Here is a 20,854-nt window from a genome sequence, read left to right as displayed (position 1 = left end):
AGATTCTCCTTATCCTTTGACCGCGCCGGACATAATCCCGCGGTTGAAATGTTTTTGCAGACCGAGATAAACGATGATGCTTGGCAACATCGCCAGAAGCGTAATGGCTATAAAGATGTTCGGGGTGATACTTTCATCGGTGCGCAAGCTGCCGAGAATCACTGGAATAGTATTCAGGCTGTCGTGATTGACGACTATTAGCGGCAGCAGGTACTGGTCCCAAATCATGATGAAGCCAAACGTTACCACCGTGCCAAGAGCAGGTTTCACCAACGGCAAAATGACGTGGAAGAAGATTTGCCATTCGTTCGCCCCATCGATGCGCGCGGCCTCTTCCAGCTCTTTAGGGATGGCGGCCATAAATTCACTCAGCACGAAGATGGAAAATGCCCAACCCACTACCGGCATGATCATCCCGAGATAGGTGTTATAGAGCGACGCATCAATCAGCGGCAGCTTCCAGTTGATTATCATGTACAGCGGAATAGCGATAACTTCTTCCGGCAACATCATGGTGGAGAGGATCACAAGGCTCACCAGCGACACACCGATGAACTTTTTACGCGCCAGGGCATAAGCTGCAAGCGCACTCACCGACACCTGCAAAATGGTGCCGACAAAAACGACAATCATCGAGTTAAGCAGATATTGCCACACGCCAATGTCGTTCCAGGCGAAGATAAAATTCTCGAATGAAAACTCATTAGGCCATGCCAACAACTCGCCCGGTTTGACCGGTGCCCCGCTAAATGCCGTAGCAACAATGCCCCAGAATGGCCCAACGAATACAATCAGCAACAAGCCATAAATCATCCAGCGGCCTGCGGTATCCCAACGTTTACCTAACATCGGTGGCTCCTTAATAGCGGGCAATGCGCTTTTTCAACGTAAGGTGACAAATCGTCAACAGCACAGTGAAGGCGAATAACAGGAACGACACCGCCGAAGCATAGCCGTAGTCAAATTGCTCAAACCCGAGTTTGTAGATATGGGTCATGATCATTTCTGTGGAGTTTGATGGCCCACCGCCGGTTGTGGCATACACTTCTGCAAACACGCGGAACCCACGAATAAAGGAGAGCATCAACACCACTGAAATCGCCGGGATCATCCCAGGCAGCGTGACGTAACGCAGACGGTTCCACCAGTTCGCGCCATCAACGTTTGAGGCGTCATATAAATCGCGACTAATGCCTGCCAGTCCTGCAATAAAGATAACCATGTTGTACGGCACCGCTTTCCAGATATGCAGCAACATGATGACCCACAGAGCCTGGTCTGAACTTGCGAGGAATCCCTGGTCGGCAATACCAAACCAGCTCAGGATATGGTTCATCACACCGTTAGGAGTTGGGTTAAACAAGATTCGCCACATTTCGGCGACGATAGCCGCACTGGTTACCGCGGGCAGGAAAATGGCGGTGCGGATAAAACGCAGATGACGAGCGGGCCCTTCAAGTAACATGGCGAGGAAAAATGCCAGTACCGCTCCAACCACCATGGTCACCACGACATAAAGGAAGGTATTGAACACCGCCGAATGCAGTTCGATATCGGCAAACGCACGGGCAAAGTTGGCAAACCCAACCCATTCATCTGGTTGATTGAAGTTCACCTTGTAGAAACTCATCACCAGGCCTTGCAGCATGGGAATAAATTTAAACCAGGTGAAGATGACCAGTGCCGGGGCAAGAAATATCCACGGCACCAGATTCCGTTTCTGGCGGGAAGTTAACATCGTAATTTTCGCTCTTTTGCAGTTAAGTGGCGGATGACACTGCATTTATCCGCCCTACGCCTGGTTTTGTAGGGTGGATAAGCGCAGCGTCATCCACCGTTTGTCACCAAACTTATTTCGCCAGCACCTGCTGTTTATCAAGCTCGGCATTGACCTTCTCATTGGTCACTTTCAGTTCGGCTGCAATATCACCATTACAGTCAGCCAGAATACGGTTGAAGCCATCGGCGGTTATCTGACGAATTGGCGTCCAGTTAGGCACTTGGGGCACGTAACGGCCGTGTTCAGCGTAAAGTTTGGCGAAGGTTGCCCAACGCGCATCGTCGTATACAGCCTGGATATCAACCTGTTTATTCACAGGTAAGCGCACTACCGGTATGTGTTTCGTGCCTTTGCCCATACCGATTTCCTGGCCTTCCTGGGAGATCATAAATTCGATGAACTTCCGCGCGGCTTCTTTATTCTTGCTACTTTTCATCATGAAGACGGTGGTGCCTTCGGCAAGAGTCGCACTACTTTTCGGCCCTTCAAGGGTCACGACTTCAAACTTGTCTTTGCCGGGATCTTTATCAAACAGCGCAATGTGATACGGGCCGGTGAAAAACATACCAGTCTGGCTTGAACGGAAGGACGGGATAATGTCTGCGGTTGTCGCATTGATAGCACCTGGCTGAACAACTTTGTCGCACAGCATTCCTCGCATAAATGCCAGGGTTTCAGCGGCAGCAGGCTCATCAAGCGAAGCTTTGAATTTACCCTTGCCTGATTCGCGAATGAAATCACCCCCTGCCTGCCATAAAAATGCGCTCATAAACCAGCTGGCATAACCACGCGTGGTGGAACCCGGCAACAAAAAGCCGTAGGTATCGTTTTTACCATTGCCGTCCGGGTCTTGTGTGGTAAAGGCTTTTGCCAACTTTGCCACATCGCTCCAGGTTTTGGGCTCAGGCATACCCAGTTTTTCACGCCAGTCTTTGCGGACAAACAGCGCAAAGGTTTGGGCAGAAGTAGGCACCCCATAGAATTTCCCGTCGGTGTAGCGAGTACTTTCCCAGGCTGTAGGATAAATATTTTCGCCCCCTGCAATGGATTTCGGGTCTATTTCATCAGCTATTCCGAGTTGGATGAACTGGCCAATGGCTACCGCATCGTTGAAGATCAGATCGGGCAATGCGTTGCCCGCAGCGGCACGTGCAAGGCGCTGTTCAAAGTCTGTCGTAGCATTAAAATACTCAATTTTAATGCCGGTCTTCTTCTCAAAAGTTTCAGCCTCTTGCTTATAAATATTTTTAGAGTCATTGCTGGCACGGATCCAGACATTTAGTGTTTCAGCTGCAAATGTTTGCGAAGCACTAAAACCAAGGGCAGAGATCAGTAATACGGATTTTAATTTTGTGGAAAACATTTATATTCACGTCCTTATTTTAAGAGATTTGATTATTGAGAAAATGGAGTGAAGCAGATTATTTCGAGAATGAAAAAAGGCTGCGGAGTAATTAAATAGAATGCATGAGGTAAAAACAACGGGGCAAAACAGAAATAGCGTTTCATAATGCAGAAGTGTGCTTCAAGTCACGCAGCAAAGTGTGTCAAAAACTCAACTTAAATATATAACCATTAAATTCAATTATTTACGTAAATAAAAAATACGAATAACATTTGAAAAATATTTTAAAACCATTGATTTACGTGACTCCCACCTCACTTTCAGAGGCTATTTACCCTTGAAAGCGTTAATTTGATATGAGTCACATAAAAATTCATTCCGTCTCTTACACTGCGCACTCAGCATTATAAATATTATTTCCACTCTTATATTTTACGAAATTAGCAGTACCTCTATAGGTATAAATAACCTGATATTATTCCATTGGTGGACGGAGAAAATATGCGCCCGATGAAACCTATTTTGTTGTCTTGCATGTCATTACTTTCGTTAGCGGTTGCTAGCGTATTAACAGCATCGCCACTGTACGCCGCCGATGCACATCCATTGCAAATTAAGCTTGATGATTTACGTTACAGCCAACAACAGCTTGCGGCGAGAAACCCTGAGTTTCTTGGCGCATATGAAAAGCTCATTGCCGGGGCTGACAAAGCGCTGGGCAAACCACTCTACTCGGTTATGGATAAGACTCTGACAGCCGCAAGTGGTGACAAACATGATTACTACAGCTTCGCTCCATACTGGTGGCCCGATCCGAACAAAAAAGATGGTCTGCCTTATATTCGTAAGGACGGTCAAACCAACCCGGATGCCAACAGTGACGCCACGGACAAAAAGCGCCTGGTGAATATGAGTAATGATGTTTGGACACTGTCGCTTGCATGGCAATTTACCCAAAAGCCAGCCTATGCCGAAAAAGCGCGTGACCAGCTACTGAACTGGTTCGTTAATCCTGACACTCGTATGAATCCTAACCTACAACACGCTCAGGCAATCCCTGGGATTAATGACGGACGTGGAATTGGCCTCATCGACAGCCGCGCATTGGTGGAAGTCATCGATGCCGTGGAGTTAATCCGCCCGGCTAACGTGATTAGTGATGATGAGTATCAAAAAATTAAACAGTGGTATGGCGATTTCTACCACTGGATGACGACCAGCCAAAATGGTTTTGAAGAAGATAATTGGCACAACAACCACGGCACTTACTTTGATTTGCAGGCAGCGTCTTTTGCACTGTTTAGTGGCGATCTCGCTGCGGCTAAAAAGCGTCTGCAAATCACCCAACTGCGTCGAATTCCCGCTCATTTCGATAGAGATGGCCGCCAGATGGCAGAAATTGAGCGTACTCGTCCCTGGCATTACAGCAATTTCCATCTGGAAGCCTATAACAAACTTGGCCGCCTTGGAGAAATCGCGCAGGTGGATGTCTGGAACTTCACCCTTGATGACCGAAGCCTGCGTAAAGGTTACGCCTATGTCGCCAATTATGTTCACAGCGATGAGTCATGGCCGTGGAAAGATATCGACAAAATGGATGATAAGAAAGCGCTAGTGAACATAGTCAGTGCGGCTCGTGCATGGCCAGATGACAGCGCCTTTGCCGAAAAAGCACAATGGCTAATGGCAAAATATCCTGATGATATCTCTCATCTTATTACCCCATTAAAACAACACTGAAAGAGAGTAAGGATCGAGCGATGAAGCAGTTCACCACGCAACAACTTATTCTCCTTCGCCAACGCATGACCCAGCAGCCTGAAATAGTGGAGCTGTTGATTGCCGAAAATACCGTGGTGCTTAACAACCCGGTCAAAGTACCGGAAACTGCACGGGCAACCTGGAATCTTTACTATTTCTGCCCGGATCACGGAGTCAGACTAAAGTGGGATCGTCACACCCCAACCTCCCATTGCTGCCCGGTTGATGGGCAGTCGTTTAGCGGAGAACCCTACGACGGAGCCTGGTGGCGCGAGCTAAACGGGCTGAATGCCAAAGCCTGCCACCAGCTTGGCTTGTTGTGGCAACTCACAGGTCAACAAAGTTATCTGGATAAGGTCCGCGAACTGTTAATGCGCTATGCCGAGTATTATCCGGGCTACGACATTCACGGCGGTATCCCTTACAACGGGCCTGGAAAAATGAACGCACAGACGCTGTGCGAAGCCAATTGTATGCTGGATTTCACCCTCGGCTATGATTGCATTGCTGAAGCTTTATCCACCCAGCAGCGTGAATATATTACTAGCCGTTTATTACGCGAAGGTGCGCAATTTCTAATGGCCCATCGCACTGCCCAATTGCATAACCATGAGGTAAAAATCGGCTGTGCCATAGGGGTTCTCGGCTTTGTTCTCGAAGATGAGGCCTTGCTGGAATTTGCGGTAAATGAACCGTACGGGCTGCGCTATCAACTTGAACATGGTCTGTTTGAAGAGGGATTGTGGTTTGAAGGGTCCATTCATTACCACTTCTATGCACTGCAAGGATTCCTGGCATTCGAAAAGTTGGCAATTGGTTCGCACTGGAGCTTGCTTGATGAGTCTTACTATAAAAAAATGCTCAGCTTCCCTCTTGCGCTGCTGATGCCTGATGGCACCTTTCCACGTATCAATGATTGTATCTATGGCCAGGAAAAGCTCGATCATAGCCATCTGTATGAGTTTGCCTGGTATTACTACCAGGATGAGCTTTACGCCGCGGCGCTTAAGGCTATTCGCCAGCAGTATCCAGTACCCCATTTTGATACCTTTGTTTACGACTCACCACTGCCAGAAAAACTGCCAGAACTGATCCCTGTCGGTCACCTACACGCCCCAAATTGTGGCCTGACTATCTGGCGTAACTCGCAAAAAAAACGCGCATTGCTGATAAAACACACGCCATTCGGCGGTGAACATGACCACTATGACCGCCTGAATATTCTGCTTTTTAATGGTGGTAAAGAGATCCTCCCCGATCTGGGCACCACTGGTTATGGCGCGCCCATGCATTACGCGTATTACAAAAATAGCGCCACCCACAATACGATCACGGTAAATCAAACCAACCAACCGCCTGCAGTCCCTGTGGTGCATCATTATTACGAAAGTGATGCATTTTGCTGGCTGGATACCGGAGTAGACTGGCGGCAAATTCCCCCGGATCTCGATAGCCACACGCGTGTGCAGTGGGATAGTGAAGCCTGGCGCGATGTGCGTTTTCGCCGTCGTTTACTGTGGCTGGATAACGCGATTATTGATATCAGCAATGTGCAAAACCCGCATAGCCAACAAATCGACTGGACGTTGCATCTTCAGGGAAAAGCGCTGGATAGCGAGGGAGAATGTGCGCAATTTAGCTCTCAAGGCCCGCTGGTGATTATGAAGGATGCCCGTTGCGTACAGTTAACCAATAGCCAGCCACGTCACTTTACCACCACTGATAATGGGCAAGCGTTATGGCTGTACGGTCATGGTGAGTTATGGCAAGGAAATGCTCCGGATAACCCGGCGGTTCAAGATCTGAGCTATCTGGTTCTGCGTAGCAAAGAACAAACCTCTCAGTTCGTTTGCGTCTGGGATTTTGACCATCAACAACCGATAACCGATATGCACGTCACACCGGATTCTAACGGTATGACTATTCAACTCAGACGTGGAGAAAGAACGTTACTAGTTGATCTTTGCGAAGAATATGCAGTGCTCCCGCAACTTAAAACCTCGCACATTCCCTTTTAAATCTTTGGGCGGATGATTCTCCGCCCAACTCAATTAATCGCTTAATTTGCTCAGTCGGCATAAACATCGTCCGTTAAATTGTTAATTTTTTGTTATAATCAATTGTTTTCATTGAGTTTTAACAAATCCGATCTGCGTCTCAATGGTAATACTTACAATCTGTAATGCTTTATGCGATAGAATTTTAAAAGGGATTGTCATGATTACTATTGAATTTATTGTCATTATTTTATGCCTGCTGGTCGGGACTCGCTTTGGCGGGATGGGGCTTGGTTTAATCAGTGGAATTGGGTTGTTTATCCTGACTTTCATTTTTGGTCTTGAACCAGGAAAGCCACCCGTTGATGTAATGCTCACCATTCTTGCCGTAATCGGTTGTGCAGCTACATTGCAAACCGCGGGCGGCCTGAATGTCATGATGCAGTTTGCCGAACGCCTGCTGCGTAAACACCCGCAACACATCACACTACTTGCTCCTTTCACTACCTGGATGCTGACGTTCCTGTGTGGAACCGGGCATGTGGTCTACACCATGTTCCCGATTATCGCCGATATTGCGCTTAAAAAAGGGATTCGCCCGGAGCGCCCAATGGCGGTGGCATCGATTGCTTCGCAGATGGCGATTACGGCCTCTCCGGTTTCGGTGGCGGTGGTTTCGCTGATTTCCATTATTGGGGCTAATCATGGCGTGGGTCAGGCGTGGGGCATTCTCGATATTCTCTGCGTTTCTGTGCCGGCATCTTTATTTGGCGTGTTAATTGCTGCGCTATGGAGTTTGCGTCGCGGTAAAGATTTGCAAGACGATAAAGAGTTTCAGGAGAAGCTCAAAGACCCTAAACAGCGTGAATTTATTTACGGCAGTAGCGAAACGCTGATGGACCAGGTGTTCCCAAAACAAGCCTACTGGTCTACGTGGATTTTCTTTGCTGGGATCCTGGTGGTGGTCTTATTGGGAGCTATTCCGACACTGCGTCCAGCTTTTGAAATTAAAGGTGCGCTAAAGCCGCTATCAATGAATCTGGTTATCCAGATGATGATGTTGATTGCGGGTGCCGTAATGTTGATAGTCTGCAAAGTAAATGCATCCGCTATCTCTAATGGCGCGGTATTTAAAGCCGGGATGGTGGCGATTTTCTCGGTATTCGGCGTGGCATGGATGAGCGACACGTTTTTCCAGGCGCATCTTGAAGAGCTGAAAATGGCGCTGGAAGGGGTGGTGAAAAGCCATCCGTGGACTTATGCCATCGTGCTGTTCTTGGTTTCTAAACTGGTCAATAGCCAGGCTGCTGCATTAACCGCTGTGGCCCCAATGGGATTGATGCTGGGTGTTGAGCCGAAAATGCTGATTGCCTTTTTCCCGGCGTCTTACGGCTACTTTGTCCTGCCTACCTATCCAAGTGATCTGGCATGCATCGGCTTTGACCGTTCTGGCACCACGAAGATTGGCAAATTCATCATCAACCATAGCTTCATTTTACCTGGGTTGATTGGCGTAAGCTGCGCGTGCGCGGCGAGTTACTTGCTGGTGATGACGTTCTTTTAAGCGTAAATCACCCATTATAAATGGGCGATTTAACGGATGGAATTAGTGCGCTTCGTTCTGGGGCGTAAACTTCAACTCAATCAAGCTAATCGCTTTCTGAATTGCGCGGCGGGTCACCGGATCTGCCGCTGCCGGATGAGTGGCGAAATCAATGGTCTTCAATTGATTAGCCATTTTTTCGCGCACTTCTACCGGTGCAATCACATCAATTACATCCAGAATTTGCTTAATCACCAGCTGGCATGCCACCACATCGGAAACCAGTTCCTGGTCGGCAGATAATTGTTCAGACATCATTTCTCTCCTGTTTCGCAATGGGCGACATAGTACATTTCTGCACGCTGAAACGGTATCGGTAATCGACATTCATTACTTTATTCGCGAAGAGAATTTTGTGGTTTTTACAACAGTATTTTTATGGTCACACGATTAGAATGCTGCCAATAGACATAAGGGCAGAACAATGACAGAACATGAAAAATTGCTGGCGGGTTTGCAATACAACACCCGGGATCCTGAATTGCTCGGGATGTATCACAACGCACGGGCGATAACCAAGCAATTGGCACAGCTGGATTCTCATGATTTTGAAACCAAACTTACGCTGCTGCGGGAAATGCTGGGTGGTTTTGGTGATGAAAGTTGGATTGAATTACCGTTCTGGTGTGACTACGGAAAGCACGTCACCATTGGCCGTAATTGTTTTATTAATACCAATGTGGTGTTTCTTGACTGCAATACCGTGACAATTGGCGATAACACGTTGGTGGGGCCAAATGTTCAGTTCTACACCCCTGTACATCCACTGTCGGCGAAAGAGCGCCTGACCGGAAATCCCGATTATCCATTCCTGACCAGCGCCAAACCGATTGTTGTTGGCAGCAATGTCTGGATTGGCGGCAATGTGGTTATTTTACCCGGTGTGACAATTGGTGATAACACCACCATTGGCGCGGGAAGCATTGTCAGCAAAGATATCCCTACGGGTGTGCTGGCAATGGGGCAACCATGCAAAGTAGTGCGGGAGCTTGAATAAGCCCCCGCGATTAATCACTTCTCTTCAAATAACCAGCAAGCCACGCGATGGCCGGGTGAAATCTCTTGCATCACCGGGATTTGGCTTTGGCATTTATCCATCGCCCTTGGGCAGCGATTGCAGAATTTGCAGCCTGGCCAGTCGCTCATAGCACCTGGTAATTCGCCTTTAATGCCACCTTGGTCAAGCATTTGCACATGCGGATCGGCCACCGGGATTGAGGCAAGCAGTGCCCTGGTATAGGGATGCGCCGGCTCTGTATATAGAGTTTCAGCCGGTGCTTCCTCAACCAGAGTGCCAAGATACATCACACCAATTCGGTCTGAAATATGGCGCACCATGGACAGGTCGTGTGCAATAAACAGATATGTCAGCCCCAATGCCTGCTGCAAGTCCTGCAAGATATTGACCACCTGCGCCTGCACGGATACATCCAGTGCCGACAGTGGTTCGTCGCAAAGTACAAACTCAGGATTTACTGACAGAGCTCGGGCAATACTTATACGCTGCCGCTGGCCACCGCTAAACTCATGCGGGAAGCGGTTTAAGTGTTCCGCTTTTAACCCTACTTTTTCGAGCAGTTCGAGTGTGCGGGTTGCGCGCTGTTGTTTACCATAACCGTGGATTTTCATCGGCTCGGCAATTAACTGCGCGACAGTCATGCCCGGGTTTAGCGATGAGTATGGGTCCTGAAAAATTGCCTGCATGCGGCGGCGCAACGGTTTAAGTTGCTTGTCGCTCATCTTTGCAATGTCCTGGCCTGCAAACTCAATTTCGCCATCGGTAATATCAAACAGGCGAAGTACGCTGCGCCCAAGTGTTGATTTCCCACACCCAGACTCACCAACCAGCCCGTAGGTTTCACCTGGATAGATATCGAAGCTCACGCCATCGACAGCTTTCACCGGTGGCGTTTTATTAAACCATCCCTGTTGGCTATGGAAATATTTGCGTAAGCCCTTTACACGGACTAATGGCTTAACGTCCTGCATTATTCACCTCCGAATCCCATAACCAGCACATTGCCTGATGACCCTCTCCGGTTTGGTACATCGGAGGCAGGCTGCTACAACGCTCCATGCGCTGCGGGCAACGTTCTGCAAATGGGCAACCAGGTGGTGGGTTGAGTAACCCTGGTGGCGAGCCTTCGATAGGTGACAAACGAGCGCTTGCCTCGCCTGGCCGCGGCAACGATGCCAAAAGCCCGCGGGTATAAGGGTGCGCTGGACGGTAGAAAATATCCTCCACGCTCCCCTGCTCCATCACAAGCCCACCGTACATCACCACCACACGTGAACAAACCTGGGCTACAACCCCAAGATCGTGTGTGATGAGCATAATTGCGGTGTCGGTTTGCTGTTGTAGTTGTTTTAGCAGGCGTAAAATCTGCGCCTGAATGGTGACATCCAGTGCGGTTGTTGGCTCATCAGCAATCAGTAACGCCGGGTGGCATGAGAGTGCGATAGCAATCATCACGCGCTGGCGCATACCGCCACTGAACTCGTGCGGATACTGGTTGTAACGCTGCTCCGCATTACCAATCCCCACCTGTTGCAGCATGGCAATCGACTTTTCTTTGGCCGCTTTTTTGCTGAGGTTCTGATTGCGAATCAGGATTTCGCTCATCTGCTTACCAATGGTCAACACCGGGTTAAGTGCCGTCATGGGATCCTGGAAGATCATCGCAATATCGTTGCCACGAATATGGCGCATTTGCTCGGGTGTTTTACGAGCTAAATCTTCGCCCTTAAAATGGACATAGCCGCCGACGACTTTACCGTTGCTACCCAACAGTTTGAGCACTGATTTACAGGTAACACTCTTGCCGCAACCTGATTCACCCACAATCCCTACCACTTCACCGCGTTTGACTGCAAAGCTTACACCGCGCACCGCCTTAACTTCCCCTTCACGGGTGAAGAAGGACGTTTGCAGGTTATCGAGTTCCAGTAAGTTATTCATCGCGGTTAGCTCCGGGCTCAAAGGCAGTACGTAATACATCGCCCAATACGTTAAAACTCAGCACCGTCAGCAAAATAAGGACCCCTGGGAACATCGCAAGCCATGTTGCTTCACCAATAAAGGATTGCGCATTGTTAAGCATGCTTCCCCATGAAGCATTTGGCTGCTGCACACCAAGTCCGAGGAAGCTCAGCGTCGACTCCATCAGGATTGCTGAGGCGATATTCAGCGTCGCCGCAACCATAATGGTCGGCAAAATATTCGGGATGATATGGCGCACAATAATGATTAACGGATGCTCACCACACGCACGAGCGTACACCACATACTCACGCTCTTTCACAGACAAGGTTTCAGCACGCACCAGGCGCGACATACTCATCCAGGTCAAGGCGCTGATAATCAGGATGATATTGGCGATACCGGGCTTCAGATATGCGTTCAATACCAACAACAGGAAGAATGCCGGGATCGACATTAAAATATCGACTACCCGCATCATCAGGTTATCGATTCGTCCGCCAAAATAGCCGCTGACAGCGCCTACCAGCGTGCCAATCAACGTTGAAAATATCATTGCCAGAAAACCAACCATTAACGAAATCTGGCCGCCGTATAAAGCGCGAGTGAAATAGTCACGTCCGTAGTCATCAGTTCCGAACCAGTGTTGCGCACCCGGCGGTGTGAGCCTTGCGGTCAGTGACATCTGGTTTGGGTCCCAGGGACTGAATGTTGCCAGTAATGCGGCAATGCTGAAAATGACCAGAACCAGAAGTGATAATTGAGCTGGACGATTACGTTTCAGGCCATGTTTAACTTGTTGCCAACGTCTACTCATCGTCTTACCTCAACGCCTTAATGCGCGGGTCTGCCACGCGATATAACATGTCAGCCAATAAATTGCCGACGATAAGCATCGCTGAAGAGAGCATGATCATCGCCATGATTAACGGGTAATCCAGGGAGGTTATCGACTGGATCCCCAACAGCCCCATGCCTGGCCATGAGAAGACGCTTTCAGTCACATACGCCCCCACCACCAGCTCGCCAAAAGAGATACCAAAGAGTGTAATAACTGGCAGCAGTACGTTTTTAAGGACATGACGGAAAAGGATTGAACGACGTGTCGCACCGTACGCCAGCTGTGTTTGCACATAATCAGCCGACAACTGCGTAATGGTGTTGGAGCGGATATAACGCACGTAATTGGAAAGGTTATAAAAACTCAGTGCAATGCACGGCAAAATACCGTGACGAACCACATCAAGCCACGAGTCTTCCATACCAATTGTTCGCATGCCCATACTCGGCAACCAGTTTAGCTGCACCGAAAACACGGTTATCAGCAGAATACCAAACCAGAAGATAGGCACTGAAATACCGATATAAGCAAACATATTCAGGAAGTGATCAAGCCAGCGGTGTTTGAAAGCACCTGCTACTAAACCCAGGGGGATAGCCAACACCATAGCCAGAATCAGTGATGCACCCATCAGGCCAAGAGTTGCGGGAATGCGCTCGGCAATCATAGTTAACACCGGGCGATGGTAAATTAGTGAGTAACCCAAATCCCCTTGCAGCACGTTTTTTAGCCACAACAGGTATTGCATAAACATGGGCTTATCGAGCCCCATGCTATGGCGGATACGCTCGATATCCTCCGGGCTCATACGCGGAGTAATATAAGCCTGCACCGGGTCGCCGGGTGCCAGTTTGACCAGCAGAAACGACACCAGCGAGATGAAGAACAGCATCGGCACCAGTTGGGCCAGGCGTCGTACTAACACATTGTTCATACTGCTTTCCAAAAAATAAGCCCCCGAAAGGGGGAAACTGTAGGGCGGGTAGCTTACGTTACCCGCCCTACGACTACCTCAGGGCAGTGTGCTAATTATTGTTGATAGATCTTCGACCAATCCTGGAACATATAAACAGGCTTTGGTTCAGCCTCTTTGGTTCCGGCAAAACGTTTATCTACCGCAACCACCGCATTGGTATAAGCAATTGGGTACCATGCCATGTCGTTTGCAACGGTCTGCTGGATTTGCTTATAGATTTCAGCACGTTTGGTTTTGTCAGTTTCAGTTGCGCCCTGGTTCCATAAAGCATCGAACGCTGGGTTTTTGTAGTGAGCATAGTTATAAGCTTCGTTGCTCAGGTACAAAGACTTATAGCCATCAGGTTCCATACCCATGATGTAGCCACCCAGACTCAGCTCATAAGAGGTATTTTTCATATCCAGGCTGCGTTGGGACATGGCGTTAGCATCCAGTGGCATCAGCTCAACCGCAATACCCACGTTTTTCAGCTGCTGTTGAATATACAGCCCCATGCTTTCCTGAGTTTTATTGCTATTGATGTAGGCGAGGCGCAGTTTCAGATCCGCAGGGGCGCCCGCTTCTTTCAGCAATGCTTTCGCTTTTTCAACATCGTATTTGTAGGGTTCAACATCGTTGGTCTGATACAGCGTGTCTGGCGTCAGAATAGATGCGGCAGGTTGCGCATATTCCAGCGAAGAGAATGCAGCCTGAACCAGTTCATCTTTATTGATGGCATAAGCAATGGCCTGACGCAGCGCCTTGTTCTTCATGCTGTCGATATTCTGGTTAAACGTCATATATGCCAGACGCCCTTCCGGGTAGATAACGAAGTCAAATTTACCGCTACTTTTCAAACGATTGACATCCTGAGGGTCAATCATCTTCATATTGATTTCGCCGTTTTGCAGCGCAAGATTGGCAGAGTTGCTGTCTTTAGCGAAACGGTAAGTTACTGTGTCAAGCTTTGGCTTGCCGTTCCAGTAATCATCAAAGCGTGTCAGCGAGTAATACTGCCCGGCACGATATTCTTTGAATTTGAACGGGCCTGAACCGACTGGAGTATCGTTTTTGGTGCTCTTTTCCAGATCGCCACTGTCATTAGCAAACACATGTTCTGGGATTGGGTAAATCTGTACCAGCGTACCTACAAACGCAGCACTCACCTGTGGCAGAGTAAATTTCACTGTCAGGTCATCAACTTTGCTGACCTGAATTGGCTTGTCGCCGTACACAAACATGCTGCGGAAGAAGCTGTGCTGTTTCTCATCAAGCAACTTGTTGAAAGTGAACACCACGTCGCCTGCGGTAATAGGCTTGCCATCTTGCCATTTCAGATTTGGTTTGAGTTTTAAGATGTATGAGAGGTTATCTTCTGAAGGCGTAAGACTCTCTGCCAGAGCCCATTCAATTTTATCGCCATTGAAGCTATAAAGCGGTGCGTATAGCGTCTGCATGATAGTCAGCGTAGTACGGTCGCTGGCATACAGCGGGTTCATCGCTAACGGATCGCCAGTGGTCACGCCAACAATTAAATTGCCGCCATCCTGGGCTGCTTGTTTAGCCGGCGCAGGAGCAGTTTCAGTTTTTGCATTATCACAGCCAGAAAGGGCCAGGGCCAAAGAGGCAAACAGCGCAGATAACAACAGGGGTTTACGCATTTATTCACGGACTCCATCTCAATTAGAGACCGCATAGTGCACCAGCCATACCCACAATGTAAATAAGTGTAAAACGCATAACGTTATGCGAAAAAGTGCTAAAGAAGAAATTGTGGATATAAAGATTAATATCGTAGTTAAAAAGGCAAATTTCAGACATAAAAAAACCTGCCGCAGCAGGTTTTTTTTCAAGCGGGCAGATTAAAACATGCCAGCCGGCGGTACATCTTTAAAAGTCTTGCAGTATTGCTCGAACATGCTTTTCAGAATTTTGCGCATTTTCATTGTGTGCTCCGGTTTTTTGTTTTGCAGGTGTTGCTCGTTATGCGGCTAATAATATGACATCCGTCACACAAATCAATAGTTTTGTGATGCGTATCACATATTTTTCTTGTGGATTTTACATCTTCTTCACACAAAATGGCTTGCATATCCACGACTTAACTGGTTAATTGGCTCAACAATTTTTTAAAACATTATTTTAATTTTGAATTTCACTCATGACTAACTCCCCTTCTCCAGCAGCAAAACGTGGCATTTCAGGAATGGCACTCTTGGTCGCTGGCGCTTTTTTTATGGAATTTCTCGACGGGACGGTCATTGCCACCGCGCTGCCGGAAATGGCCCGAACTTTTGGTGTTGATGCCGTTGATCTGAATATCGGTATGAGTGCCTACTTGTTGACTCTGGCGGTATTAATACCCGCCAGCGGCTGGATTGCAGACCGATTTGGCGCACGTAAAGTTTTCACCCTGGCGCTCGGGATCTTCACTTTCGCCTCGGTACTGTGCGGCATTGCCAATACGATTGAGCAATTTGTCGCGATGCGCATTTTACAGGGAGTCGGTGGAGCGCTAATGGTGCCTGTCGGGCGGTTGGCTGTGCTGCGTACAACCCCTAAACATTTACTGATCACCGCGATTGCCACTCTCACCTGGCCCGCCCTGGTTGCCCCCATTATTGGCCCACCATTGGGCGGATTTATCACCAGCTACGCCTCGTGGCGTTGGATTTTCTATATCAACTTGCCACTTGGGTTAATTGCCATGGCGCTGGCGTGGCGATTGATTCCCGATATTCATGACGACGACCGTCGTCCATTTGACGGCATTGGTTTTACCGGCACTGCGGTGGTAATGATTAGCCTGGTGTACGGCCTGGAAATGCTTGGGCAATCGCAAATTAATGTGCTGCCAACTGTGAGCTTGCTGGTATTAGGTGCAGCGGCGCTGTGGTTCTCACTGTGGCACTTTAAACACGCTAAGCATCCGATGATTCGCCTTGATGCTTTAAAGGTGCAGACCTTTGGTGTGACGATGTATGGAGGCTCTTTATTTCGTACATCCATCAGCGCAGTGCCTTTTTTATTGCCGTTACTATTCCAGGTCGGTTTCGGAATGGATGCTTTTCATTCGGGTTTACTGGTGCTGGCAGTCTTCGCCGGAAATCTCGCGATGAAACCTGCAACGACATCATTAATTCGCGCATTAGGGTTCAAGAAATTACTCATTATTAACGGCCTTCTGAACGTCGCTTCTCTGCTGGCTTGTGCGTTTCTTACCCCGCACACCGCAATATGGGTGACCATAGCGATACTCTTCTTTGGCGGGATGTTCCGTTCGATGCAGTTTACAGGCATAAGCACCCTCGCCTTTTCAGATGTGCCATCCACGCAAATGAGCTACGCCAACACGCTATTTAGTACCGCAACGCAGCTTTCTGTAGGGCTTGGGATTACGCTTGGTGCGATAGGGATTCGTCTGGGGGAGAAAGTCAGCCAGTGGCTCGATTTAACCGCAATCCCTGGCATTTCTATTAAGATTTCGTTTGTGATGATTACGCTCATTTGCCTGGCAGGTTTGTTTGACCTGCTGCGTTTACCACACAATGCGGGCAGCAGTGTGTCGAAAAAACACTAACCCGGTCGCTGGCCTCAATTACACTTAACGATAGGTCAGGTGTGTGAGGCCACTATGAAACGCTTATCGATATACTTACTTATGATGTTGTCACTGATAGGGTCTCAAGCTTTTGCTGTTGAGATCCAACCTCTTAACAACCCTTCTTTGCATAACCCTTACCCAAAAACCAGTGCTGTGCAGCGAGACTGGCCGGAGATGATGCCGGAGCAAGGAATAAACAGTAAACATTGGGATGAGCAGCATATGGCTGCCGAACATCAAAGATGGCCACAAGAGCCAGTTCCACATTTTAGCGGGCGAATCGAAGGATGGCGCTAAAAGCGCCACGAGTTAAAGCGGTGTTGGCACAAAAAATACGGCCAGCAAAGGCTGGCCGTAAGCATGACTAAAAGAGATTAAGCAAGGATTTCGCGTACGAACGCTTCAATCTCTTTGTTCTGGCAGTTTTCGAAGAAACATTTCTGGAAGCGTTCGCCGGTCACCGCGGTTTTCACCAGTTCACGGTCGATAGAACGCAGGGTATCCAGGTAGTTTTCTTTAACAACTGCAGCTTTAACCTGGTTCAGGATACCGGCGTTACGAACCTGTGGTTCTTTACGCTCAATCGGGTAGCCTTCGCCTTTACGGCCAGTAAATGCTTTTTCAAACATGTAACGAACGTTGAGCTCAGCACCCCAGCCGAAACCTTTAGCGAATGCCAATGACAACGCGTTACCGTTGTTGATTTGTGAGAACAGGAAAGCATCAGCAGGATCCAGGCAGTAGCCACAAACCACACCTGGGTGGATGTTCAGAGACATCATTGCGCCCTGACCTGTGCCGCAACCGGTCACAACGAAATCTACAGCTTTAGAGTTCAACAGGATACTGGCCATAATACCGAGGTGGATGTAGGTCAGGTGGTGATCCTGCTCATCGCTCATACCTACGTTGTAAACCGGGTACTCTTTCTCAGCAGCAACCGCTTGCAACTCATTAAGAATGATTGCATTTTTGCCAGCCTGACTGTTTTCCATCATCAGTGCTATTTTCATTTCCGTCTCCTGATTGGGTCACGGGATTTCCCGCGGTGAATAGCTTTGGTATGTACTAACGATACTAGCTCACAAACACACTTTCAAATTTAATGAAATTTTGTTTTAAAAAATTAAGGTGCGCTCACACTTCTGCATTCGACTGAGAGCATTCCCACATTTTCAGGCGGGTTTAGCGATGCGGAACATCGCCACAATATCGTTAAGCTGGTGCGCTTGTTTTTCCAGCTCCACTGACGACAGTGCAGATTGATGAACCAGATTGACGTTTTGCTGAGTGACCGCATCCATCTGTCTTACCGCAACCCCCACCTGCCCAATACCCTGGCTCTGCTCACCCGAAGCATTGGCAATATCTCCCATAATATTGTTCACTTGAGTGACCGCATTCAGAATCTCACCCATCGCTTCCCCCGCCTTCTTCACCTGTTCAGAACCAGTATGAATGTTATCTACGGACTCTTTGAGCAAGGTTTCTATCTCTTTCGCCGCCACTGCACTACGTTGCGCGAGATTACGCACTTCACTCGCTACAACGGCAAAACCTCGCCCTTGCTCACCGGCCCGTGCTGCTTCAACGGCCGCATTTAACGCCAGGATATTGGTCTGGAAGGAGATGCTGTTAATCACGGTCGTAATATCGACAATTTTGTGAGAGCTACTGGTTATCGTCTCCATCGTGGTCATCACTTTTTTCACCGACTCCCCGCCGTTAACTGCCGTCTTAGTCGCATTTTTTGCCAGTACGCTCGCATGGCTGGCATTTTCCGCATTCAGCGTAACCGTGCTGCTCAATTGCTCCATGCTGGCAGTCGTTTCTTCTAACGCTGCGGCGAGTTGCTCAGAACGAGAAGACAATTCGTTGTTCACCCCAGCCACTTCCGTGGCATTTCCGCGAATGGTGTGGGCACTGGAACGAATATTAGAAACGGCTTTTTCCCAATTCGACTGCATTTTTTGGATCGGTGAAACCATCAAACCAATGCAGTTACTGCCTAAATCAGGTAATTGAGTTTCGAGTTCACCACGCGCAAGAATATGCATATGTGCGCGAATATTCTCGACCGGTTTCACCAGGCAGAAATAAAGATAGCGTTCAGTTAACAAGGTAATGGCAATGCTTGCTAACACCGAAGCCCCGAGCAAGAAACGAACGATACCGATCCACTTTTCTTGTTGCGCATTCAGTACCAGGTTTTGCTGCAAATCATGTAAAAACCACAGCGCTAGTCCGGAAACACCCAGCCACGCCACTGACGAGAAGATCAGTATCAGCACCACCATGACGCGGATTTTGATATTACGAATAAACCTCATGTTTTGTATTTTCCTGGTGAAATAATAAAAAGTATTTCCTGCACCAGCTGTAGTCACCTCAGCTCCGTTTATTCGGTTTTTGTATACCAATACTGAGAGTAGACCGTGCATTACCAGTATTGTCGGCACGATTCAGCCAAACTTGATGGCAGTTATGATCAAAATTTAATCACCTTACAAATGTTGGTGATGCCCATTTTCAAGATTATGAAGTACTAAAATTTATGTTAGGAAAATCCATTTACATCGCCCTAATTGAAATTAAACAGCTTTATGCTGTTGGTCATTTTTCATTTTTGTGCGTGCTAAAATCATTAAAAAGTCATTCGAGCATCAGCATAATGAAAACTGTTTATTTAATTTTAGCCACGGCGTTATTAGCTGGATGTACGGTGAATAAAACGCCTGTGCCCGTAAAAAGCAGTGAAGTGGTGGGCGTGGTTCGTCTGGGATTTGACCTCGCGCCATTACAAACGGCAAAAGTGGATACTTATGTTGCGCAATCTGCAGCCAGCCACCAATGCCAGCAGTGGGGTTATATCGCCGCATATCCTTACGGAGAGCCAATCAAAACCTGTAGCGTGACCAGTGGCGCTGTGTGCCTGAGCCAAAAAGTGACGCTTGAGTACCAGTGTCGCGGTGTGGGAATGGAGCGGTATCTGAAAGATGAGAGTGTCGTTCAATAATAGAACAATTATCTTTACGTCATTAACATTAGGGTTGGCTAAGATTTATCTTCTGACCCATAAATAAACAGTAATAATTCTTATTTTCAGAACGAATTAATTATAAAAAAGAAATAATATTAACAACCATTCTCATTACAATAATATAATTAACAATTCCTTTGCATTCTAGAAATAATAAAATTAAAGTAGCGACATTGTTAAATATACATTCTTGTGGAGCACACCATGCTAAAAGCTGAAATGATCGAAAAACTTAACGAACAAATGAATCTTGAGCTTTATTCCTCCCTGCTTTATCAACAAATGAGTGCCTGGTGCAGCTACCATAGCTTTGAAGGGGCTGCCGCTTTCCTGCGTCGCCATGCTCAGGAAGAGATGGAGCATATGCAGCGTCTGTTTGCTTACCTGACTGACACTGGAAGCTTGCCACGCATTAATGCGGTCCCGGCACCAGACCATGATTACTCATCTTTAGATAACCTGTTTAACGCCACTTACGAACATGAGCAGTTAATTACGCGCAAGATTAATGAATTGGCTCATGCTGCGATGACATCTCAGGATTATCCAACTTTTAACTTCCTGCAATGGTATGTTTCTGAGCAGCATGAAGAAGAGAAGCTGTTCAAGTCCGTACTGGATAAATTAAGTCTGGTTGGAAAAAGCGGTGAAGGTCTGTATTTCGTAGATAAAGAGCTTTCTACCCTCGATACTCAAGCTTAATAAAATATTTCCGGCAAGTATATTTTGCACTTGCCGGTTCTCCTTAGCTAAAACTCTCTCTCCCCTCTGTCATTCCTGACAATCACTTTTCTGCTACAAACCTTACACTGTGGCGGATATCAGTTAAGCGTCTATACTCCAAATCAGCACCTTCTTATGGCAGTTTTTCTATGGCTACTTGCTGGGTGCAATGAACTGCTCCACACATAAATTGTTAAGCATTATTTATAATAATAAGCGTCATGT

19 protein-coding genes are annotated in these 20,854 nt (G+C 47.8%); 7 read left to right on the top strand and 12 right to left on the bottom strand.

Features of this window, described 5'->3' with window-relative positions:
* Nucleotides 1-9: 9 nt before the first annotated feature.
* The 3 genes from LVQ79_RS09835 to LVQ79_RS09825 all read right to left on the bottom strand — a co-directional run bounded on the left by LVQ79_RS09835 (nucleotide 10) and on the right by LVQ79_RS09825 (nucleotide 3,143).
* The gene (locus LVQ79_RS09835) at nucleotides 10-849 is read right to left on the bottom strand and encodes a carbohydrate ABC transporter permease (protein WP_232864781.1); all 840 of its coding nucleotides are present in this window, start codon (nucleotides 847-849) and stop codon (nucleotides 10-12) included.
* A gap of 10 nt (nucleotides 850-859) precedes the next feature.
* Nucleotides 860-1,744 carry a carbohydrate ABC transporter permease gene (locus tag LVQ79_RS09830; protein ID WP_232864968.1) on the bottom strand — a complete coding sequence of 295 codons (885 nt, stop codon included), beginning with the start codon at nucleotides 1,742-1,744 and terminating at the stop codon, nucleotides 860-862.
* A 106-nt stretch (nucleotides 1,745-1,850) separates the two neighbouring features.
* Complete coding sequence (locus tag LVQ79_RS09825; RefSeq protein WP_232864780.1) at nucleotides 1,851-3,143, bottom strand: ABC transporter substrate-binding protein; 1,293 nt, start codon at nucleotides 3,141-3,143, stop codon at nucleotides 1,851-1,853.
* 492 nt (nucleotides 3,144-3,635) lie between these two features.
* Here LVQ79_RS09825 and LVQ79_RS09820 point away from each other — a divergent pair, with 492 nt between their 5' ends.
* From LVQ79_RS09820 to LVQ79_RS09810, 3 genes are all read left to right on the top strand, one after another.
* Nucleotides 3,636-4,865 carry an alginate lyase family protein gene (locus LVQ79_RS09820; protein ID WP_232864967.1) on the top strand — a complete coding sequence of 410 codons (1,230 nt, stop codon included), beginning with the start codon at nucleotides 3,636-3,638 and terminating at the stop codon, nucleotides 4,863-4,865.
* 20 nt (nucleotides 4,866-4,885) lie between these two features.
* The gene (locus tag LVQ79_RS09815; RefSeq protein ID WP_232864779.1) at nucleotides 4,886-6,904 is read left to right on the top strand and encodes a heparinase II/III domain-containing protein; all 2,019 of its coding nucleotides are present in this window, start codon (nucleotides 4,886-4,888) and stop codon (nucleotides 6,902-6,904) included.
* Nucleotides 6,905-7,103: 199 nt separating this feature from the next.
* A complete protein-coding gene (locus LVQ79_RS09810) occupies nucleotides 7,104-8,447 on the top strand; it encodes an anaerobic C4-dicarboxylate transporter (RefSeq protein WP_154148588.1) in 1,344 nt (447 codons plus the stop codon).
* Nucleotides 8,448-8,489: 42 nt separating this feature from the next.
* Here LVQ79_RS09810 and LVQ79_RS09805 read toward each other — a convergent pair whose 3' ends face one another.
* Nucleotides 8,490-8,741 carry a DUF2766 family protein gene (locus LVQ79_RS09805; RefSeq protein ID WP_034496127.1) on the bottom strand — a complete coding sequence of 84 codons (252 nt, stop codon included), beginning with the start codon at nucleotides 8,739-8,741 and terminating at the stop codon, nucleotides 8,490-8,492.
* Between the two features lie 169 nt (nucleotides 8,742-8,910).
* On the opposite strand from LVQ79_RS09805, the gene LVQ79_RS09800 reads away from it, so the two are divergent.
* Nucleotides 8,911-9,483 (top strand): sugar O-acetyltransferase, encoded by a 573-nt coding sequence (locus LVQ79_RS09800; RefSeq protein ID WP_232864778.1) that lies wholly within the window; start codon nucleotides 8,911-8,913, stop codon nucleotides 9,481-9,483.
* A 14-nt stretch (nucleotides 9,484-9,497) separates the two neighbouring features.
* Here the strand turns inward: LVQ79_RS09800 and LVQ79_RS09795 are convergent, their stop codons facing one another.
* The 6 genes from LVQ79_RS09795 to azuC all read right to left on the bottom strand — a co-directional run bounded on the left by LVQ79_RS09795 (nucleotide 9,498) and on the right by azuC (nucleotide 15,208).
* Complete coding sequence (locus tag LVQ79_RS09795) at nucleotides 9,498-10,475, bottom strand: ABC transporter ATP-binding protein (RefSeq protein WP_232864777.1); 978 nt, start codon at nucleotides 10,473-10,475, stop codon at nucleotides 9,498-9,500.
* Complete coding sequence (locus LVQ79_RS09790) at nucleotides 10,462-11,445, bottom strand: ABC transporter ATP-binding protein (protein ID WP_232864776.1); 984 nt, start codon at nucleotides 11,443-11,445, stop codon at nucleotides 10,462-10,464. The genes LVQ79_RS09795 and LVQ79_RS09790 overlap by 14 nt, the downstream gene beginning before the upstream one ends.
* Nucleotides 11,438-12,283: an ABC transporter permease gene (locus LVQ79_RS09785; RefSeq protein ID WP_232864775.1), complete on the bottom strand. Its 846-nt coding sequence runs from the start codon at nucleotides 12,281-12,283 to the stop codon at nucleotides 11,438-11,440. Before LVQ79_RS09785 ends, LVQ79_RS09790 begins: the two co-directional genes overlap by 8 nt.
* A 4-nt stretch (nucleotides 12,284-12,287) precedes the next feature.
* The gene (locus tag LVQ79_RS09780) at nucleotides 12,288-13,241 is read right to left on the bottom strand and encodes an ABC transporter permease (RefSeq protein WP_232864774.1); all 954 of its coding nucleotides are present in this window, start codon (nucleotides 13,239-13,241) and stop codon (nucleotides 12,288-12,290) included.
* Nucleotides 13,242-13,336: 95 nt separating this feature from the next.
* Nucleotides 13,337-14,923 (bottom strand): ABC transporter substrate-binding protein, encoded by a 1,587-nt coding sequence (locus LVQ79_RS09775; protein WP_232864773.1) that lies wholly within the window; start codon nucleotides 14,921-14,923, stop codon nucleotides 13,337-13,339.
* A gap of 201 nt (nucleotides 14,924-15,124) precedes the next feature.
* Nucleotides 15,125-15,208: a stress response protein AzuC gene (azuC, locus tag LVQ79_RS09770; protein ID WP_115628089.1), complete on the bottom strand. Its 84-nt coding sequence runs from the start codon at nucleotides 15,206-15,208 to the stop codon at nucleotides 15,125-15,127.
* Nucleotides 15,209-15,423: 215 nt separating this feature from the next.
* On the opposite strand from azuC, the gene LVQ79_RS09765 reads away from it, so the two are divergent.
* On the top strand, nucleotides 15,424-16,842 hold the full coding sequence (locus tag LVQ79_RS09765) for an MFS transporter (protein WP_232864772.1): 1,419 nt from the start codon (nucleotides 15,424-15,426) through the stop codon (nucleotides 16,840-16,842).
* 398 nt (nucleotides 16,843-17,240) lie between these two features.
* Here LVQ79_RS09765 and LVQ79_RS09760 read toward each other — a convergent pair whose 3' ends face one another.
* Complete coding sequence (locus tag LVQ79_RS09760) at nucleotides 17,241-17,879, bottom strand: RpiB/LacA/LacB family sugar-phosphate isomerase (protein ID WP_034455054.1); 639 nt, start codon at nucleotides 17,877-17,879, stop codon at nucleotides 17,241-17,243.
* A gap of 162 nt (nucleotides 17,880-18,041) precedes the next feature.
* Nucleotides 18,042-19,196 (bottom strand): methyl-accepting chemotaxis protein, encoded by a 1,155-nt coding sequence (locus tag LVQ79_RS09755; RefSeq protein WP_232864771.1) that lies wholly within the window; start codon nucleotides 19,194-19,196, stop codon nucleotides 18,042-18,044.
* Nucleotides 19,197-19,588: 392 nt separating this feature from the next.
* Between LVQ79_RS09755 and yecR the strand changes: the two genes are divergently transcribed.
* Both yecR and ftnA read left to right on the top strand, forming a co-directional pair.
* A complete protein-coding gene (gene yecR / locus LVQ79_RS09750) occupies nucleotides 19,589-19,882 on the top strand; it encodes a YecR family lipoprotein (protein ID WP_370639842.1) in 294 nt (97 codons plus the stop codon).
* Between the two features lie 228 nt (nucleotides 19,883-20,110).
* The gene (ftnA, locus tag LVQ79_RS09745; RefSeq protein ID WP_232864769.1) at nucleotides 20,111-20,608 is read left to right on the top strand and encodes a non-heme ferritin; all 498 of its coding nucleotides are present in this window, start codon (nucleotides 20,111-20,113) and stop codon (nucleotides 20,606-20,608) included.
* The last annotated feature ends 246 nt before the right edge of the window (nucleotides 20,609-20,854 follow it).

The sequence above is a fragment of the Buttiauxella cochleicola genome (assembly GCF_021282405.1).
In the GTDB taxonomy this organism is placed as follows: domain Bacteria; phylum Pseudomonadota; class Gammaproteobacteria; order Enterobacterales; family Enterobacteriaceae; genus Buttiauxella; species Buttiauxella massiliensis.
The sequence above is the reverse complement of the archived record's forward strand: the minus strand, read 5'-3'. Positions and strand labels throughout refer to the sequence as shown.

Bases quoted from the DNA above. Each gene is read 5' to 3' on its own strand.
- ftnA (WP_232864769.1), top strand. From the start codon at position 20,111: ATGCTAAAAGCTGAAATGATCGAAAAACTTAACGAACAAATGAATCTT.
- LVQ79_RS09785 (WP_232864775.1), bottom strand. From the start codon at position 12,283: ATGAGTAGACGTTGGCAACAAGTTAAACATGGCCTGAAACGTAATCGT.
- LVQ79_RS09765 (WP_232864772.1), top strand. From the start codon at position 15,424: ATGACTAACTCCCCTTCTCCAGCAGCAAAACGTGGCATTTCAGGAATG.
- LVQ79_RS09805 (WP_034496127.1), bottom strand. From the start codon at position 8,741: ATGTCTGAACAATTATCTGCCGACCAGGAACTGGTTTCCGATGTGGTG.
- LVQ79_RS09800 (WP_232864778.1), top strand. From the start codon at position 8,911: ATGACAGAACATGAAAAATTGCTGGCGGGTTTGCAATACAACACCCGG.
- LVQ79_RS09815 (WP_232864779.1), top strand. From the start codon at position 4,886: ATGAAGCAGTTCACCACGCAACAACTTATTCTCCTTCGCCAACGCATG.
- LVQ79_RS09780 (WP_232864774.1), bottom strand. From the start codon at position 13,241: ATGAACAATGTGTTAGTACGACGCCTGGCCCAACTGGTGCCGATGCTG.
- LVQ79_RS09775 (WP_232864773.1), bottom strand. From the start codon at position 14,923: ATGCGTAAACCCCTGTTGTTATCTGCGCTGTTTGCCTCTTTGGCCCTG.
- LVQ79_RS09810 (WP_154148588.1), top strand. From the start codon at position 7,104: ATGATTACTATTGAATTTATTGTCATTATTTTATGCCTGCTGGTCGGG.
- LVQ79_RS09795 (WP_232864777.1), bottom strand. From the start codon at position 10,475: ATGCAGGACGTTAAGCCATTAGTCCGTGTAAAGGGCTTACGCAAATAT.
- LVQ79_RS09755 (WP_232864771.1), bottom strand. From the start codon at position 19,196: ATGAGGTTTATTCGTAATATCAAAATCCGCGTCATGGTGGTGCTGATA.
- LVQ79_RS09835 (WP_232864781.1), bottom strand. From the start codon at position 849: ATGTTAGGTAAACGTTGGGATACCGCAGGCCGCTGGATGATTTATGGC.
- LVQ79_RS09825 (WP_232864780.1), bottom strand. From the start codon at position 3,143: ATGTTTTCCACAAAATTAAAATCCGTATTACTGATCTCTGCCCTTGGT.
- LVQ79_RS09820 (WP_232864967.1), top strand. From the start codon at position 3,636: ATGAAACCTATTTTGTTGTCTTGCATGTCATTACTTTCGTTAGCGGTT.
- LVQ79_RS09790 (WP_232864776.1), bottom strand. From the start codon at position 11,445: ATGAATAACTTACTGGAACTCGATAACCTGCAAACGTCCTTCTTCACC.
- azuC (WP_115628089.1), bottom strand. From the start codon at position 15,208: ATGAAAATGCGCAAAATTCTGAAAAGCATGTTCGAGCAATACTGCAAG.
- LVQ79_RS09760 (WP_034455054.1), bottom strand. From the start codon at position 17,879: ATGAAAATAGCACTGATGATGGAAAACAGTCAGGCTGGCAAAAATGCA.